Origin of the sequence: Pseudoalteromonas sp. TB25 (assembly GCF_000497995.1) — a bacterium.
Lineage (GTDB): Bacteria > Pseudomonadota > Gammaproteobacteria > Enterobacterales > Alteromonadaceae > Pseudoalteromonas > Pseudoalteromonas distincta.
This window is the reverse complement of record NZ_AUTI01000455.1, coordinates 17,059-35,524: the sequence shown is the minus strand read 5'-3', so window position 1 is coordinate 35,524 and position 18,466 is coordinate 17,059. Positions and strand designations below refer to the sequence as shown.

At 37.9% G+C, this 18,466-nt stretch carries 16 protein-coding genes and 1 pseudogene; 5 read left to right on the top strand and 12 right to left on the bottom strand.

Going from position 1 to position 18,466, the window contains the following annotated elements; all coding sequences use genetic code 11:
- The first annotated feature begins 93 nt into the window (after positions 1-93).
- A pseudogene (locus tag L652_RS01000000124325) lies at positions 94-1,559 on the top strand (IS21 family transposase).
- Complete coding sequence (istB, locus tag L652_RS0122620) at positions 1,552-2,304, top strand: IS21-like element helper ATPase IstB (RefSeq protein ID WP_008108712.1); 753 nt, start codon at positions 1,552-1,554, stop codon at positions 2,302-2,304. Before L652_RS01000000124325 ends, istB begins: the two are co-directional and overlap by 8 nt.
- Before the next feature lie 46 nt (positions 2,305-2,350).
- On the opposite strand, the gene L652_RS0122615 is transcribed toward istB, so the two are convergent.
- The gene (locus L652_RS0122615) at positions 2,351-2,569 is read right to left on the bottom strand and encodes a hypothetical protein (protein ID WP_024596063.1); all 219 of its coding nucleotides are present in this window, start codon (positions 2,567-2,569) and stop codon (positions 2,351-2,353) included.
- Positions 2,570-2,848: 279 nt separating this feature from the next.
- Here L652_RS0122615 and L652_RS0122610 point away from each other — a divergent pair, with 279 nt between their 5' ends.
- Both L652_RS0122610 and L652_RS0122605 read left to right on the top strand, forming a co-directional pair.
- Complete coding sequence (locus L652_RS0122610) at positions 2,849-4,231, top strand: hypothetical protein (RefSeq protein WP_024596064.1); 1,383 nt, start codon at positions 2,849-2,851, stop codon at positions 4,229-4,231.
- A gap of 195 nt (positions 4,232-4,426) precedes the next feature.
- Positions 4,427-5,083: an inovirus Gp2 family protein gene (locus L652_RS0122605; RefSeq protein WP_024596065.1), complete on the top strand. Its 657-nt coding sequence runs from the start codon at positions 4,427-4,429 to the stop codon at positions 5,081-5,083.
- 190 nt (positions 5,084-5,273) lie between these two features.
- Here the strand turns inward: L652_RS0122605 and L652_RS0122600 are convergent, their stop codons facing one another.
- Genes L652_RS0122600 through radC form a run of 4 tightly spaced genes read right to left on the bottom strand, consistent with a single transcriptional unit; the run spans position 5,274 to position 7,021 of the window.
- Positions 5,274-5,513 (bottom strand): hypothetical protein, encoded by a 240-nt coding sequence (locus L652_RS0122600; protein ID WP_024603662.1) that lies wholly within the window; start codon positions 5,511-5,513, stop codon positions 5,274-5,276.
- Positions 5,514-5,544: 31 nt separating this feature from the next.
- Positions 5,545-6,105, bottom strand: coding sequence for a tyrosine-type recombinase/integrase (locus L652_RS0122595; protein WP_024595710.1), 561 nt, complete (start codon positions 6,103-6,105; stop codon positions 5,545-5,547).
- Positions 6,106-6,115: 10 nt separating this feature from the next.
- Positions 6,116-6,535, bottom strand: a complete 420-nt coding sequence (locus L652_RS0122590) for a DUF2787 family protein (protein ID WP_024595709.1) — start codon at positions 6,533-6,535, stop codon at positions 6,116-6,118.
- Between the two features lie 12 nt (positions 6,536-6,547).
- On the bottom strand, positions 6,548-7,021 hold the full coding sequence (gene radC, locus L652_RS0122585) for a DNA repair protein RadC (RefSeq protein WP_010557264.1): 474 nt from the start codon (positions 7,019-7,021) through the stop codon (positions 6,548-6,550).
- 124 nt (positions 7,022-7,145) lie between these two features.
- On the opposite strand from radC, the gene L652_RS0122580 reads away from it, so the two are divergent.
- Complete coding sequence (locus tag L652_RS0122580) at positions 7,146-7,343, top strand: AlpA family transcriptional regulator (protein ID WP_024595708.1); 198 nt, start codon at positions 7,146-7,148, stop codon at positions 7,341-7,343.
- A 52-nt stretch (positions 7,344-7,395) separates the two neighbouring features.
- Here the strand turns inward: L652_RS0122580 and L652_RS0122575 are convergent, their stop codons facing one another.
- The 7 genes from L652_RS0122575 to L652_RS0122545 all read right to left on the bottom strand — a co-directional run bounded on the left by L652_RS0122575 (position 7,396) and on the right by L652_RS0122545 (position 18,464).
- Entirely contained in the window at positions 7,396-8,031 is a 636-nt protein-coding gene (locus L652_RS0122575; protein WP_024595707.1) for a hypothetical protein, read from the bottom strand.
- Positions 8,031-8,840 carry a hypothetical protein gene (locus L652_RS1000000124415; protein ID WP_024595706.1) on the bottom strand — a complete coding sequence of 270 codons (810 nt, stop codon included), beginning with the start codon at positions 8,838-8,840 and terminating at the stop codon, positions 8,031-8,033. Before L652_RS1000000124415 ends, L652_RS0122575 begins: the two co-directional genes overlap by 1 nt.
- Positions 8,841-8,886: 46 nt before the next feature.
- Positions 8,887-10,743 carry an NERD domain-containing protein gene (locus L652_RS0122565; protein WP_024595705.1) on the bottom strand — a complete coding sequence of 619 codons (1,857 nt, stop codon included), beginning with the start codon at positions 10,741-10,743 and terminating at the stop codon, positions 8,887-8,889.
- Positions 10,744-10,747: 4 nt separating this feature from the next.
- Positions 10,748-11,629, bottom strand: a complete 882-nt coding sequence (locus tag L652_RS0122560) for a hypothetical protein (protein ID WP_024595704.1) — start codon at positions 11,627-11,629, stop codon at positions 10,748-10,750.
- Positions 11,629-13,467, bottom strand: coding sequence for a DUF3696 domain-containing protein (locus L652_RS0122555; protein WP_024595703.1), 1,839 nt, complete (start codon positions 13,465-13,467; stop codon positions 11,629-11,631). Before L652_RS0122555 ends, L652_RS0122560 begins: the two co-directional genes overlap by 1 nt.
- 189 nt (positions 13,468-13,656) lie before the next feature.
- Positions 13,657-16,680, bottom strand: coding sequence for a DEAD/DEAH box helicase (locus L652_RS0122550; protein WP_024595702.1), 3,024 nt, complete (start codon positions 16,678-16,680; stop codon positions 13,657-13,659).
- 56 nt (positions 16,681-16,736) lie between these two features.
- On the bottom strand, positions 16,737-18,464 hold the full coding sequence (locus L652_RS0122545; RefSeq protein ID WP_024603661.1) for an EH signature domain-containing protein: 1,728 nt from the start codon (positions 18,462-18,464) through the stop codon (positions 16,737-16,739).
- Between the last annotated feature and the right edge of the window lie 2 nt (positions 18,465-18,466).

Below are 18,466 nucleotides of genomic sequence, written 5' to 3'. Positions count from 1 at the left end.
TATTAAGCGACAATTACGGTGGCCGGTCTAGCGACAATTATCTTGGCCGGTTGATCTGATAAGGTTCGGTACAGCAGAACGGAGGAGTTCACTGTGCCGGGAACACGAATCACTGATCAGCAGGTCACTATTTATATGAAACATAGAAAGCGTAATAGCCAAGTTATCGCGGCTGCGAAAGCAGGTATTTCTGAACGTTCAGCAAGGCGCATTGATAAACTGGATGAGCAGCCATTGTCTAATAAACGCCAATGGCGAACACGTATAGATCCACTTGAATCTATCTGGGACAGTATTGTTGTCCCTCTACTTCAAGGTGATGCTACGTTAACTCCAGTGGGAATTTTTGATCATCTTTGCGAGTTTCACACCGACAAATTTAACCCGAGCTCACGGCGTACATTAGAGCGTCGAATTCATAAATGGCGGGCACTGTATGGCTCAAGCAAAGAGGTCGTATTCCTGCAAACACACGAGTATGGCCTATTAGGTATATGTGATTTCACACATGTGAAGTCACCCGTTACCATTGCTAGTGAACCCCTTAAGCATATGTTGTTTCATTATCGTATGCCCGCCAGNGCGGTGAAAGCTTTGCTGCTTTTTCTGATGGTGTGCAAAACGCATTTAAAGCAGCCGGCGGTGTGCCTAAAGAAGTGCGTACAGACAGTCTCAGTGCCGCCTATCGTAATCATACTAATGATAATGATTTTACAGAGCGCTTTAATGAGCTAGTTATCCATTATGGCTTTAAAGCGACCCGTAATAACCGCGGTATTGCGCATGAAAATGGGGCTATTGAGAGCCCTCATGGGCATCTTAAATCGCAACTGGAGCAAGCATTAAAAATCCGTGGTAGTTATGACTTTCAGACAAGAGAAGTCTATGAATCGTTTGTTGCAGACATTGTTGCTCGCCGTAATCGCCGTGTAAGTGATAAGTACGCAGTAGAGCAGCGACAATTACACGCTTTACCACGGACGATGAGCGTCAATTACACCGAGCATTATCTAACGGTGTCACGTACGAGTACTATTTCATTGAAACGTGTTACCTATAGCGTCCCGTCACGCCTTATTGGTAGCCGATTACTTGTTCGTTTATATGACAACCGCTTAGAGCTGCGCTATGGCAGCGATTTAGTTCAAACGTTAGCGCGTGTCTATGCTTCTAAAGGGTGCCGTGCACGCAATATTAGTTACTTGCATGTTATTGACGCATTGGTTAAAAAACCATTGGCATTTCGCTACTCACAACTACGTGACGACTTACTCCCAAGCGACAATTACAAAGCTATTTGGGAATACGTTAATACTCATCTTTTAGCGGATGAAGCGAGCTATTACATGGTAAAACTGCTCCATTTAGCAAAACAAAGTGGGTGTGAACGTCAATTAGGACGATTTGTAGCAGTGTCAATTACTCAGCGACAATTACCGGCCATCCGAGAATGTGAAGCGCAATTTTTAGTGATTGCATCAAACATACCCACAATAAAAATAAAGCAACACAGCTTGAGCGCTTATAGCAGCATGATACCGGGAGGTCTACATGGATAACTTCACGGCCTCGTTACCTTTAATGCTGAAACAATTAAAGCTTAGCACCATGCTTCAACAGTGGAATACCCTGGGAAAAAAAGCGATGGAAGAACAATGGAGCCCGCAGCAATACTTGTCTGAGCTGTGCCATGTTGAACTTGCGACACGCGATGACAAACGCCTTCAGCGGCTTTTAAAAGATGCAAAATTGCCAATGGGTAAACACCTTAGCAGCTTCGACTTTACCCTTGTTGATGGGGTTAGTAAGCCCCTTGTTGCTGATTTAATAAATCAGCCGGATTGGTTGAAGCACGGTGGCAATATATTGTTATTTGGCGCCAGTGGTCTTGGTAAAACGCATATCGCCAGTAGCATCGGTTATGGCCTTATCGAGCAGGGCCATAAAGTTAAGTTCGTTGCCGCGTCAGCGATTGTTCAACAACTCCAGCAAGCAAAGCGACATTTACGCTTGCAAGACGAACTTGTAAAGCTCGATAAATACAGCTTATTAATCGTTGATGACGTTGGTTACGTTCGAAAAACTGAACAGGAAACGAGCGTGCTGTTTGAATTGATAGCCCATCGCTATGAGCGACACAGCATGATCATCACATCAAACAAATCATTTGAGCAATGGGATGAACTATTTGAAGATTCAACGATGACAGTCGCGGCAATCGATCGTTTGGTTCATCATGCCACGATTATTCATTGTGAAGGTGACAGCTACCGACGCAAAACAGCGCTCAATAAGAGTAAATAAAATTCGGTATCAACCGGCCAAGATAATTGACGCGGAACCGGCCAAGTTAATTGACGCTAGATAGCTTATCAAGGTTAACTTTTTGACTATCTTGATTATCACTTATACGTTTTATTTCATCTCTAATAAAGCTATCTAATGTGGCATCTGGAAATTTAAAATAATTACTGTAACTGTCATAGCGGCATGCTAGCCAGTTACGCAAGTCTTCGTTATCTTCCTTGACCCAAGTCAAAATTTTCTTGTTATAAATCCAACCTGTCATTAGTTCTTCCTTGTGTTTGGTGTTTGTAGATTTCATCCAAGACAATAATTTAATACCTATTAGTTAGCAAATATTTCTTTGAATTTTTGCATTTCAATTAGATTCTAACTTACGCATTAATTAGCGTTTAAATAAAGTACCAGTTAGTGACTTACTTTAACTCCAATTAAACACTAATTAGATGTTTTATTTATTCAATAAAATAACACCCTGTTATTGTGTTTATTAAAATGTTTTGCTCTACTACTAGGTATCAACATCCCAAATAGAAGCAGTCAAATGAATGAGTTTTTTAGTTTAACAACTAATTTATCTCCACATACAAAGTGGATATTAATCCGCTTAATTACAGGGAGAATAATTGGAGACGAAGTATCTAAAAATGACTTAATCAAATTAGGGTGTCCACACAATAAATTTAAAAAAGTGCTAGAAGAGCTACAAGAAATTAATGCAATATCAAAACTCGGATCTGAGCATTTGAAGCGTGGAAGACCAACACTTTCATATAGTTTTATCTACGATAAACCCAACGATGTTAGTAAATTAATATCTAGCGAAATGCTGGCAAAGCTCGAGAAATTTAAACTAAGGGTGCCTGTTAGATTAGTATGGTCTTTCTTTGCATTAAACCAAGATGAACATGGGTACATAGAAGGCTTTACAATGGCAAGTATAGCTAAAGCATGTGGGTTAGAATCGCCTCAGCTAAAAACGGCTATAAAGCTACTTAAAAATGGGAACTTAATAAGCCAGCCAGTAACAGGATGTACGATCAAAAAATATCACAGTTTAAAGCCAAAAGTAAGAAAAGGCTTAGTTGGTAGTGAAGCTAATAATTTAAAACGTAGTTCTGTATTTAAAATAAAAAAAGGCAATAAAGCATCTAATATATACCTGATGGTTATCCCTTTAATAATCTCACAAATTAAGAATAAAAAACCTAATTTATACACAGCGGTATTTTTACCATTATTACTCGATTCACCTCATAGAAGAGAATCTCTTTTTATGGAGTTACTTCGTCTTGAAAATAAGTGGTTAGATAGTGATACCAAGCAAAAAGATGAAATTCAATTTTTGAAACAACAGCCGACTCAAGTTTTCGATTACTTCGACGATGTTCTATTCAGGTTAGCTTCTTACGGTTTATTACGCTTACTGAATAAGACGGGACATGTACTTAAGCCTATTTCAGAAGAAGATGCTTTCAATCAGATTTTAAGTCCTGCAAACTTTGAGTTCATGGCAGCTATTCATGGCCGTTTAACCTCTGTGCTAATAGGAAGTTTCGCGAACATACTCATTCATTATATTTTATTCAACTTATACCAGAATAGATGTGATATCACCCTCCCTACTACCCCTAGTAAACAAGAATATTTATCATGGGTAACTAGCTTGGGTTGTACAGATAAAAATATCGATATAGAACTCATAAAAACCCCGACTAAAGCTGTACTTCCAGATATAAGTTCAATTGAAAATTTAGTTATTTCTTCTAGTATCGACTTTAGTGATAAAGTTAACATTACCAATATAGACGTAGATTTTATAGACCCTAAATCCAATTTAAAATCTAGTCAACACCCCGTATTTCAATGTGTTCATGATTCCTTTGCTCATTTTTATAAGTCAGTCATAACTTCAGAGCAATTATGAATACGCTAAACACCATCTCTGTAATGTGCTCATGAAATTAACCACCACAAACTGAGCTAACTTTATTAATGTAAGTTTCGGTTTGGTAATATTTATTAGAGTTACTAGTCACGGAGTCATTGTTACAACAAATACCAATTAAAAAACTACAACTCATACACCTGATATGAACTAATACATACCAGGAGAAACAGTATGAACAACCCAACACAGTACCAAATAATTAAAGGCCCTTTGTATAATGAGTACGGCGTACTAGCAAGAGAAAAACAACCGTTAGTTATTCCCTACTTAGATGCTATTCAAAAAGTAATGGATAACGCTATCACAGAACATAAAAGAACGTTTGCAGTAAGAGTTGACTTAAGGTTACCTGATTATTCAAATACTATTGATTTAAATTGCAATGATGTTTGTACTCGTTTTATTGCATCACTTACAGCACAGATTAAAGCTGATGCGATACGTAAAAAGCGCGAAGGTAAAAAACCACACCCTTGTAGTGTTCGTTATATTTGGGCAAGGGAGAAAAACACTGCACATAGACAGCATTATCATTGGGTACTACTCTTCAATAAGGATAGATATCACTGCACAGGTAAGATTGACATCGGTAATGACAATTTATTTACTAGAATTACAGTTGCATGGGCTAGTGCTTTAAATTTACCTTTTCATGAAGTACTACAGTTTGTGCATTTACCAAAAAATGCTCATTACTACCTTGACGCTAACAATACAAATTTTAAAGCGGATTACAGCAGTCTTTATAAACGAGCTAGTTATTTAGCAAAGCTTAATACGAAACAATATGGCTTAGGACAGCGTTGTTTTGGTTATAGTCAAAGGTGATATTTTAATTAAGACCTGTACTTCTCATAACTTGTTCTAACGCGCTTTTGAGACCTTCAACTAGCTTAATAAGCTAAAACCCTTAGTATATAAGGGATGGTAAGTTCCCAAAATAGCATTACGAGAAGCGCTATTTACGCTACAAAAGCAAAAAAAGAACGCACTGCATAAATGCGTTCTTTGTTTACTTCTAATCAAATAAACTCGCTACTCCAGCCAACAAGCCACTAGCAAGAGCTAATGGCACCGTAACAGGTGCAGATGCCACACCTAACCCAACTACTATCGCACCAGATACAGCAGCTCCTGCTACAGCACCAGAGCTTACAGCAATAGCCGTTCGTCCGAGTGACGGCTCACTACTACCGGTTATCTGTTTAGATACTTCATTTCCTACTACACCGCATGTAACGGCTTTTTCTAACAACATAACAAACTTACTCCTATTATATGTAATAAATTTATAGCTCTAACTCTTCAAAGTCTTTATCGATTTCCTCCTGGGTTATTCCAATGTAACGCAGTGTCGTTGCTTCCGAGCTATGGCGAAGCATTTTCATTACACGGGCGATGTCTTGGGTTTTATGATAGAGGTGGTAACCTCGTGTTTTACGCATTGAGTGAGTACCTAGCTTTAAATTAAGCTCTTCACCCACTAACGCAAATGCTCTTGTAACAGCCCTGCGTGACAAGGGTCGTGGTATTGAACTCTTAGATTGTTGATTGCGATACGATTGAAATAAGTAAACATGATTGGGGTGAGTGATACGTACTTCGTGGATAAACGCTAATGCTTTCTGATTAAGCTTAATCTCTGCCAGCTTTCCTGTTTTACTCTCAAATATAATTAACCTGTCGTTTTGAATATCTGTAAACTTAACAGACAACAAATCAGATATACGCAATGCTAAGTTCAAACCTATATTCCAAATATGGCTCATCTGTTTAGAACACCGCTTTTCGAGCAAGTAACTAATTAACTTAACTGTATCAAGGTCCTTAATCGCTTGTACTTCAGCCATCGCCAACTCCTTACTCTGTTGTAATAGTGACCTGGTAGCAACCCGTGTTGTAATACTCAACAAAGTTAGCCACAAACAAGGTTAAAAGGTCCTTCCCCTCTCGTTCACTCAACCAGCCCACCAGCATGTGATATACCCGTTTAATCACAAAACACACATCAATTTCCTTTACTAATTCAGAGTCCACTCGGCCCTGGTATGAAAAATCAGTAATATATACAAGCACCCAACCAATACCCCGTTTTTCTAGCCTTACCTCGACTGGATGAAAGCCACCGGCTTTAGCGCTGTAATCTTTATCACGAAAATTAATAATTAGCGCCTTAGCACATCCTACCGACTCCCCTGCTTTAGCAACTGCATTAACGATCACACCAAACAATGATTCTGGTACGTCTAATCCTGGCACTTGCTCTATTTTAATAGCCATAACCTACTCCCTTTAAATTAAGCCGTGCTCAGCGAATGAATAGCTGGTTTCACCAATGATGATGTGATCGACTATCGAAACATCAATCAGGTTGAGCGCCTGCTGTAATTTGGTAGTAATTAACTTGTCGGCCTGTGACGGCGTACTGACGCCTGAGGGATGATTGTGCGCCAGTATTACGGATGCTGCATTTAGCGCTAATACTTCTTTAACTACCTCTCGTGGGTATACGCTTGCTGCGTTAATAGTACCCCTAAATAACTCTTTGTATTCAAGTATGCGGTTTTGGCTATCCAAAAACAGCACTGCAAACACTTCATGTTCAATCAAAGCCAGCTTATGTCTTAAATATTCTTCACTGTCTTTCGGGCATGTTAAAGCCCCATGCCTAAATTGCTTTTGAGCAATTATGTAAGCTGCTGCTTCAAGTATTTGTTCATCACTTACTGGGTGATCAAATTCGTATAGTGACTTGTTATTTTGCATTGTTATGCCCTCTTAATGGTTATGCAAAATAGTGATGTATATGTTTAACGCTTTTGTCTCGACTCAGTAAAAAATTACTACCCCCGGAAAGGATATGTACTACTAACCTAACCGGAGAAATCCCATGCGTTTAATCAAATTAAAAGAAGTTTTACATATCACAGGCCTAAGCCGTTCAACTGTTTATCGCTTTATGAGCGCTGGTGGATTTCCAATGAAAGTTGAGCTAGGTGGTAACTCTGTAGCCTGGGTAGAAAGTGAAGTTGAAGAATGGATAAGTGAAAAAATAGGAAAAAGAGATACAGCTTTGACTGTGGCTTAAAGTGCTACCCCGTTATGGGGTAACACTAATAATGCTTAATTCATAGCAAAGTCTAAAGTCGGTTTTTAGAAGCACTACAAGTAGATTCCACAATACTTTTTGCTCTGCCAATTAGATTATTTAGCCCTTCCGTTTCTAGCAGGTCCTGTATATCAATTTCAAAACCACTTGTTATAACAGGAAAGTTATCTAGCTCTGAGGGCTCTGAACTCAATGGTATATTTGAGCATTTGGACCATAAATCATAATACCAGTTACCTGCTATTTCTTGATATGGGGAATAAGCTCTTACACTTAGAATACTGGTAGATTCTTCAATTGAAGTTTTTATCCCTAATGCATCAGGCTGACCACCTAAATCAGATTTACCATCAACAGCTGTGTCTAAATCAACTTTTATCTCAACTAAACAATGCCCTGGCACTATTTTGTTGTTATCAAAGTCAGTTTTAAATATAAAGTAACTAGACATAGCAGGTAATAAATCCCACTGCCATTTTTGAAATGGGTTTATACTCAAAGTCGCTGGTCTATCAAAATTAGCTGGTCGCCAGACATAAAAACTTAGACCTAGCTCACTAGCCAGTTTATCTAAATTACTATATAAACGCTGATAAAAAGCTACCAATAGGCGATGTCCTGTACGGACTTGCATTAAAAGTTCTGTGTTTGAATTATTGATATCCATCAATTTAATTTCCATTTAGTAATTGAGTTAAGAGATAAAGGTTGAAAGCTTGCTTTTGAAATATTATCAAGCCTCAACTTACTATCGATATTCAACCGCTCTTTTTCCAAGAGATATTCATGATTTAAAGTAATCGGCTTGAATGAAGCTAAAGTAAAGTCTTTCCATTCAAAGTTTTGAATATGCACATTGTAAAGCCCTAATGCGGCTATCATATCTTTTACAACGCGCTGCTCACGTAGTTCACTAGTAACGAAAAGCTCTTTTAGCATAGGGACCAATTCATGCCAATTTTTTGCTGCAGCGTACTTAAGTACTTTAAAATCGTTTTCCAGCCTCTCAAGCTGTTGGTTAACTTCACCTTTAGATACACCACCTAAAGCCAAAAAATATAGTGGCTTATGCTTAAAGTTACTATTTAATAAGCCTTTAACCTCTCTAGACCACTGTTCAAAATATTGTTCACCTCCACTAGGTGGTTTAACTTCAATCAATATATTCACTTTTTTAAAGCATAAAATAACATCTGGCTCAACAAGGCTTTGCTGATCGTTAATTATAGTAAACCTCGGCCAGTACTCTATTTTTTCTAATTCACCTAGGGTTCTAGATAGATACAACTTATCTTTTATATCAAAGCACTTAGCCAATATAGTAATTTGAGACATTTGATCTAAGTAACTAAACCTTTCAAAAAAAGTAGACGTTAAAAGATCTTCATAAGCCTTAAATATTTCACGCCAAGAAACGACATCACCTTGAGCATTTTCGATTCTGCCAGCTTTATTATTCAAAATTGCCATCAGCATAATAGGCACTCTTTTATTTTAATTATTAATAGTATCAAGCTAAAGTTCACCTCATCTCAAATTCTGGCCATGTTTTGCCATATTCTAATAACTTTTCTGAACTAGAGACAACAGTTAAACAACTTCCCTCTTCATGTCGTTTTAGCCGTGTAAGGCCTGTATAAATTAATGCGAGAGTTTTAAGGTCTGTCTTTGAACCAACATGAATCACTAAAGCTCTAGATTCCCATCCTTTAAAACTATGAAGTGTTGTAGCTTTAATACGAGCATCACCCATGTAAAAACCTACTTTTTGACGACGTGACTCCTGTGGATCCTGTGCAAATGTATGAACTGTCTTGATACCATTTAGCCCGAGCTTCTTGACTACGTCATAACCAAACTGTTTGCTGTCGCATAAAAAGGTACTATCCACCACAGATAAACTATTGTTGTAATCATTAACTGTAGCTAACCTGAGGAGTTCCTCATTACAAGCTTGTGCTGCATTATTCTCATTTACGTGTACCCAACGAAGAAAACATGGCTCTATTGCTAAACCTTGCTGTACTGACTTAGGAAGATTTACCAGCTCAGGCGGCATAAATTTTGTTGCAAATTCACACGCTTTTTCTAAAGCCTCCTGTGGCAATCGATAACTTGTTTCAAGTTCACTCCAAGGTCCACTAAAACCCGCTCCTTTCATTGCATCATCTGTCCAAGATTTTGCTGTATCATAAATATCCTGAGTCGCATCAGCTACTAACAGCATTTCTCCATCAACTTTACGTACTTTCCTTAAAACAGACCACCAGCTAGGCATAAAATCTTGCCCTTCATCAACTAAAATCGCGTCGTATTTCGTTACTTCACTTTTTGGGTTGTCAAAGATACGCTCTAATAGATTAGGCAGCGCTACGTTTAATACTTCTTGGGTTGTACCTCCACTCCAAAGTTCTTTGTATTCAGTTTCATAACCACTTTCTTCACACACCCGTTTACACCAATAATGGAAGTTTAACCATGTAATATCTTTACGTGTTCTCCCTTGACTACTTGGCCAGCGAACAGCCACATCCATTAAATAATGAAGAAGTGTGATATTAAAGGTAACGACTAAAACATTTTTCCCCTGTCCTAGTAGCTCTGCAGCTCGAGCAGCAAGAACTAGTGACTTACCTGAGCCTGCAGCACCACGTATACGTCTATATCCGCTATTAGTTCTACTAGTCGCCAAGTCTTTTTGAGGCTTATCTAGCATTAAGGGTTTTCTTTGTTCTGCAGCAAAATCAGGCTCAATTAACCAGCTTTTAAAGTCTAGATAGAGCTCTTGATTCATAAACTTTGAATATAGACGTGCACCACCTGAAAATACTCGATTAATATCGCCACTTTGTAATGAATCAGCTCCAATAACAGGATTAAGATTAAAGTATTTATAGGTGTCTCGATACTTCATACTTTTATCGAAAAGGTTATGAAGTCGTTTTTCATCCGCAAAAGGAAAAATAACTCCTGCTGTAATAGCAGCAAAGCCAGAGACTTGCTGTAAACGAGGGCAATAGAGGTTAAAGATCTCTTGTTTATATTGGTATACTTTTTCTATAGGGTTTTGGCTTTGTAATGAGAAAGACTCTCCGCCCTTGGTTCCAATAAGTTTTGGCGCTCCTCTACCATGCCGCTCTTCAACATGATATTTCATGGCATCTAAATCCCAGTCTTTAATTTCGTAAACTGCGATACCAACTTTTGGATTTAATAATACAAAGTCAGGTCTTAAACCGTTTAAATGCGGCTGTATATAAATTTCCCAATCTTCAGCTAAATGTTTATCAAAAAACTCGAAGACTAGACGTTCACCTGCGGTCAGAGGCTGCCTTAACTTATCAAATTCAGATACGGGTGGTGATACAAATCGCGCCATAAAATTAAATTCCGTTTAAATTTTTACTGTGGGCTTTACCTTCAGAAAGTACTTTATCTACCCAATTGAGTGTAGATATCGCTTCTTCCTTACTGCATAAGTTAAAGCTAACTTTATCTGACTGAGTCCCCATTTCAGAACCTTCGGAGAATCCATGTCCAGCCTTAATAGCGCCTAATGATGAAATGATATAACGGTCATGAAAAAACTTGTTTGGGGCGGTAATTAGCTCGAATGAAGGTAAATTTTGGTATTTACTTAAGTATTGATTAGAGAAAATAACTTCCGGTTCTACAGTTTCCATACTAGTTACAAGTTTTATTAATGTAATACCAGAGTTGCTATTCATTTTAGCTAAAATCTCATCTAGTACAGGGTTTTCAGATAACCGAAAATACTGATCTACAATAGTTATAACGCCACCTAGCTTTATAAGTGGCTCTATCATCGATATTATTTCTGCCGAGCTTTTATTTACAGTAATTGTGGGAGGCTTTAACCAGCGAACATCTTGTTCTAAGATATCTTCATGACTAATGGAGCTCGCAAAACTTTCAGAAATCACATAATTAAAAGGAGCTAAAACGATTTGGTTTTGACACCAATTAAACCAGCTACTTCCATTAACATCTGTTCGATATTTTGGCAGTATAATAAAGGGGTTAACTTTTTCTTTTTGAAGCTTATTTAGATAGTTCGTAATTGATTTTTTTCTTACAGGTTTGAGTTGTTCAGACTCTTTTGCAGCTTTATGAGCTTCTTGGGCCCATTTCTTAAGAGGTGCAATAATATAACGCCCTTTCTCATAACCAAATTCAGTTTTTAATAAGCTATAATAATGAAACTCAGCTAAGCAACGGGGATCGAAAGCTACTTCTTGATACATCAGAATAACTCCTCATCACGTTCATCAAAAAAGCCACCAGGCCAATCTTTTTCAAAGTCACCATCAGAGGTAATATCAAGCTTTTTGACTATAACCCCCTCTTTTGACTTAGACAAAAAAATCACACTAATATCATTGGGTAAAACCGGGACTTGACCAACAGGTAAATTACCTTCAGAAGTTTCTCTTACTCTTCGTAAGAGTCTGAGTATTAGATGCTCACTATGTGTCTCAATTAAAAAACTACCCTTGGTATTGCTTTGTGTGAGTAAGTCACCAATAGCGACTTGAACACGAGGGTGAACATGTAATTCAGGTTGTTCACAGGCAATAATGCCTTTTTTATTAGATTGACTTGCTACAATTAGAGGTAATAATTGCGACACACCTACACCAATATCAGATGCATTGATTTCAATATTATTATGGCAGTCCCATAAAGTGGATGCTGTCCACTTATCGAACTCCTGGCCTACATATAGACTCGAGTGAAAATCTTTACTCTTACGTAATTCTTCAATGTACTCCCTGTCTATATAGCTTTCTTTAGCATCAGGATTTTCTTTTGATACAGAAACTTTTAATGATTCACCAATAACATCAGACATTGCTAGTACATCTTCAACAGTTTTCAACTCCATCGTTGGCGTCACATAACGCGATGTTAACTCATCAGTCTTGTAAACCAATTTATAACCTAAATTCAATTTATCTTTGTCGAACAACCATCTGTTTATTTCTGTATCACGTATTAAGTCCAGCTTTTGTAACTCATCCCAACATGCTTTACCTTTGTACCAATCTGCTTGTTCAGGATAAGGATTATGCTGATAATTTGCATCGGGTATATGCCTCAAAGGCCCTATACAAAGGCTATTATTTAATAAGGCTAATAAATTATCCAATGGTGAAATAAAAATATCGCTCAATATTTCATGTATTAATAAGGTTTGAGTTTCATCTGATAATTCAAATGGTGTTTTCAAAGAGCGCCCTAATGAAGGAGCCGCTCCAATACGGCTATTAATTCCAATTGTCTGCTGTAAAGTCTTGCTACCATTTATAGTCAGTAATCTTCCGTCTTTTACTATAAGCTCATGTAATTCATTAATAAAACATTCATCAGACAAGCTAACTTTATCATTTTCAGTATATAAGCTTAGTAAATCATCTGCACCTTTGCTGATCTCTCTAGCTGTTGGTAATTCAATCCCATTTAATTGAAAAGCTTCCGTAATAAGTTCTGGGTGAATATGACCATTTTCGAAAGACGATACTATAAACTCATCTTGCCCCTGTGGCTGAAGTAAAGGATGTAAATAGTTAATTGCAACTATCTGCGGTTGCATTTTATTCGCGTCGCTTTCAATTTGAGCTACACCTACACCATCTAAACGTACGATATATTTCGAGATATAAGCGTCCTTTAGCTTAAAAGACCACCTAATCTCAAATTTAACTTCTACTTTATTTGCTTCGACTGCTGGGCTATCTAAATAAAAACCAAGGGCCTCTGGAAGTAAATCTATTAATTTGTAGTAACTCTCACCAATTTCGCCACATTTATCGTATTCGACACCAATAGTTATACTTTTATTTAAATCTTTACCATTAACTAAGTTTTCAAATCCACCAATATGTTTATGCCCCATAGCATCAATAAACATAGGGTTACATTGTTCTTTTGCTAATATTTGCTGCAAGTAAAATAATGCAGTTATCAACGAGCTTTTACCTACACTATTAGGCCCAAAAAGCAAAGTAACTGGAGCAAACTCAACTTCCTGCTCTTCTTTAAAAGACTTGAAGTTACCCAAAGTAAGTTTTGTTATTCTCATTTTCTTCCTTAAATTATTATTTAAAGCTCATCGATCCCGACGTTCTAAACTTCAGTTATATATCCACTTTTAATTGAAGTACTTTCGCAACTTAAAATTATGAGATATCTTTAATATTATTCTTTTATTGCTCAAAATTAATTTCACAAGCTTGCAAAGTAGTAAGCTCATCCTTAATGCCACTTAACCTCACAGCCCCATTGACGACATTAGCTCATGCTCACTCACAACTTCAGGCGTTACAACCGCATCCCTTAGCATGGTTTTCTTTGCGAGTAGTTTGTCTAGGTTCACATCAAACGAATCATATTCTGGGTGTAAAAGGCAGGGTAAGTGAATAAATACAGGCTTTTTTTGACCAATACGATAAACACGATCTGTAGCTTGCGCTTCTTTTGCGGGATTCCAGTGGCGTTCTAAGTGAACTACATGGTTTGCACCAACAACAGTTAAGCCAACGCCTGCCGCTACAGGCGACATAATTATAACGTTAAAGCCTTCTTCTGCTTCAAAGTCAGTGATCATCCCTTTACGAGACAGCTGATCTTTTTTTGTAGCAATCGCTTTACTGTCTCCGTTAATAACATGAATGTTTAGCTCATAAATTTTATCTAGGCATATTTTAAGAACTGCTTGGAGCTTTTTAGTTGTCGCAAAAATAATTACCTTCTCTTGTTTGTTTTTTATATCTGACAATATATCTAACAACATGCGTAACTTTTCAGACTCTTGTAAATTACGCTGTGCCTCTTTGGCATTATTAGGTGGCTGTTTAAAAACCTCATCAAGCCTTGGATGCAAACTAACAGCCCTTAATTGCTGTAATACTGTTAAAGCATGGCCGCCGCCCTGCTCTTTTGCTTTCTCCTTTCTATAATCTTCAACAATTTGGTTGTAGCCAAGCAACTGGCCTCCGGTCATATTACGAGCTAACTCTGGAGCAAATGCCATATTGTCAGCCAAGTCTTTATGAATTCCTGTTTTTATTGTTTTAGTAGGCATTCCGGTTAGCTCGTCTTCCTTGGTTCGGCGTAACATAAACTGCCCAGCAGCATTACGTAAATCGTTACCAACTTCTAAACGCACCTCTGCTTTTTCTTCCTCATTAGCACTACTTATTGGCTTAATCCAGCGCTCTCTAAAATAGCTCCAATCGCCTAATAGCCCTGGTTGCGCTGTATCCATTAAACACCAAAACTCGCTTAAACTATTTTCAACAGGAGTACCTGTAGCTAGTAATTTAAAATCAGCTTTTAGTGCTTTAGCTGCACGTGTTGCTTGAGTATTTGGGTTTTTAATATTTTGAGCTTCATCAAATATTACAATTCCCCAGTCAATAACACATAAAGAAAATTGGTAATCCCGTAGCGTTTGATAAGTCGTAATAACAACCCGTCTATCCATATCTAAACGCTTTGTTGCTGCATCAGCCCCAACATGCAAAGCGTAACGAATAGATTTATGATCAGCATGCGAATCATTCATTACCGTCGCAAGCTGCATAGACTCTCGTTCAGCCCCTTGAACTTTAAACTCTTTCAAATCCCTTGATGACTGTAGGACTTTAATATCTCTAAATGGTGAATCTTTAAAAGTAGCTTCAACCTCTTGTTCCCAGTTTTCCAATAAACTAAGTGGAGCGACTATTAATATAGGCTTTTCGGATTTATTGTTTTGCTGCTGCATTGACAAGTACTCAGCCAGCATAACTAACGTCATATAGGTTTTACCAAGCCCCATATCATCGGCTAGTAAAGCCCCCTGTACTCTATACATATCATCATGGTTATCTAATTGCGCTGACTTAAGTAACGACATCATCCAGCTAATGCCAGACTCTTGATGAGGGAAAGGTGCTCGCGCTAAATTAGTTCTATCAAAACTAATAGCTCGGTCTAACTGCGCAACTTTATTTACAATGTCTTGATTATGTTCTTCCGCATCTTTTAGTAACAAAGAAACTTGCTCTTTACGAACCAGAGTATCTTCAACTTCAGGCGTATCTGAGTCATTAGAAGGGTTTGCTAAATTTTCTCTTACCTCTGCGAGTGTTTCACTAACTCGCTGCTCATCGCGTATGTCAATTAACTCATCATCAACAACAACACTATCTGCATTTTGCCCTTTAGCTTGCTGGTAACTTTGCTCAAACGATACAACATCTTCCTCGCATTCAAGCAACTTAACTAAGCGCTCTGGTGGCTTACTGTCTGTATTTGTCGAAAACCAGCCATTACTGCCATCGCTGTCTTGACCAAAAGGAATGTGTACCATTTTGCCAATACCAGCAACTCTCAGAGAAAATCCAAGATCGAGGTTAAGAATAGACGCATCTAAAAAAGCTGAAGGGGTTTTAATAAATTCTGCGACTTTGTGTGCAGGAATGGTTCTATTTTGCAGTACTTCTTTAACAGCTTGCTTTTTATCGTCAGTAAGTAAAACAATGCGGTCTTTTATTCGCATTACTTGCCCATCGCCCTGTAACTGAGCTAAGCGATTTTGTAAGTCTTCTGATGATGATCCATCACCAAAGCTAGGGCTAAGCTCTAGGCTACCATCAACCTGTTGATTTGCTGTTACTGTAATTTGTTCTGGTTGTACTAAATCAAATTTATCAAAATGTTTTAAATCTAGTTTTAACCCATCTTTAGCTGCTTGCTGTAACTTAGCAACTGCCAACACATTATTTAGCTCAGTGTGGTCATCAGGCGTAAGCGACGAATGCTCTTCTACGGCTATAACTGCATTAAGCTGCTCAGGCGTCATTAAATACTGAGTCTGCTCACTAAAAAAAAGTATAGGTCCTTTTCTTTTTACTGGATATTTTTGCTGCTCAAATTTTGCAAATAACTGCAGCGTAAAGCTACTTTTAGTTGTTCTACCTTGAATATCAACGTCAAAGTCGTTATTAAAAAAAGGCGGTAGCCCTAAAACGTCTGTATCTTCGGGGTCTAATAAACATGCTTGCTCACTGTCTAATCTAAAGCCATTAGGTATAGGCTGTGCAATATCTCGCTCTTGTAGCATTTTAAGTACAACATGCTGAATAAGCTGGTGGCCCCCACCCTCACCATTATTTAAGCAATGGAATGAGGCTTCATCAGTGGCAAAATTAACGCCATACGAGTCATACACTAAGGAGTATTTATCGTCCGCTAAATGACTATTTTTATTATTAGGCAAAAGCCCTTTTATCAAACTAACAAGTGACATGTATTTTTAAATCCCTTTTTAATATTCCTAAAGTTCATGCTTTTCTCTGAAGTGGGCTACAGCGAACGGCTCCATAACTCTTCAGAGTTTAAGGTGACCCTGCCTTTTGTACGTAAAGTATAAAGTGCAAAATTTACCTGGTGAACACTTTTGCGAAGCTCAAACTCCTGCGCTAAGATATTAGTAATTGAGTTACTATTTATAGGTTGATGTATATCTAGTACATGCAAAATTAAAGACTCCAGCGATTGAGTGGCTTCCGTTTTTGCTTCTACTTCTATTTCTACTTTTTCTTTACTTCCTAAAACAGGTAATCCATACCGACTTATATATCTTCTGTATTCGTCTTTATAAAATAGTTTTTCTAAATCGAGTTCAATGCCATTTTGAGTTAAAAAATCAATAGCATTTTTTTGCCAAGAAGTCGGCGAGTGTTGAATAGGCATTAACTCGCCTTTTGGATAGTTCTTTTTAAATTCCTGTGGAAAGCTGTGTGTTAAAGAAGAATGGTTTAACTCACTCAAAGAGTAATCGTTAAGCTTCTCACTAGGTAAACCCATATAAATCCATAGCTTAAAGTTATGCGATCCTTCAATGATATGAAAATCACCGCAATCTAAATAAATAATGGAGGTTTGAGTCATTCCTCTAAGGTTTATATAACTGGTTGTTAAACTCTTTCCTAGCACTCGCTTAACTGTATGCTCTGCTTGGTTTCCAAGCATTAGCCGTGCATTACGTACAAACCCATGTTCATAAAGCCCTTCTAAAAAGCGCTTACGTGCAGGGAACATTCTGTTCAAGGCTTCATCGCCGGTGTAATTTGCGTACTCTTCAATAGCGCCTAAAAATAGCCGCAAGTCTTCTTTGGCAAGCCAGCTTGTTACCGCCTTTACCCTACTCTCACCAATGGGCTTCCACCACTGGCGGTAATTTGTAGCTGTATTAGCAATACGCGGGTCGCCAGCTAAATTCAGTACAAAGTTTTGCCATATTTCACTTGGTGCACCAGCAGAGCGGTCAATAATAATTTCAAGCGCTATGTGCCCTATTCGTTTACCTTCCTCAAAAGGCATAGTGGCAACATCGTGCTTTAAAAGCTCATGCAGCACATCATGTTGCTCACCAACGGGAATTTCTTTCAGTGTATCCAGGTAATATTGCGCGTGGCAAATATCTAAAAAACGCCCTTGCGGCAGCTCGTTTAAGCGTAGTTTTTTTAATTGTTCGCTTAAGTCTAAGTGGTTTTGTTTGGCAAGGTTAACCAAAGCCTTAGGAGCGGTTAAATCAAACAGCCATTTAGCCTGATTAAGCACAGACAAAATTGTGTCGCTTGTATTTTTGCGATCTTTTAAACGTTGCTCTATTTGCTGGTTAAGCCACTGCGTTAATCGATTAAAAATATTGCCATCAACCAGTGCATCAAAATAACGATAAACTAACGAAATTAAATTCATTAACGACGACATACCAAGTTTGGGATGTTTAGCTTGAATGTAATCTATTGTTTCTTCGTTTAATGAGCCTTTTCTTACGTCTTCTTTATCAATCCATAACTGAGTTAAAACACGCACGCCTTTGCGTTTAAGTAGTGTGTTTTTTAATTGTGTAATATCTCTGCTTAATACACATTGCCTTACCTGTTGCTCAAGGGCTTTAAATTCTTCGCCTTGTCCTGCACCGTCGGCAATTTTCTTTGTTTGTGAAGTCAGGCTATTCCACTGCTGTGAAAATCGCTCCCAGCTAAATTCTGAAAGCTGAGGTATAGGAGGTAAAAGCAACATAA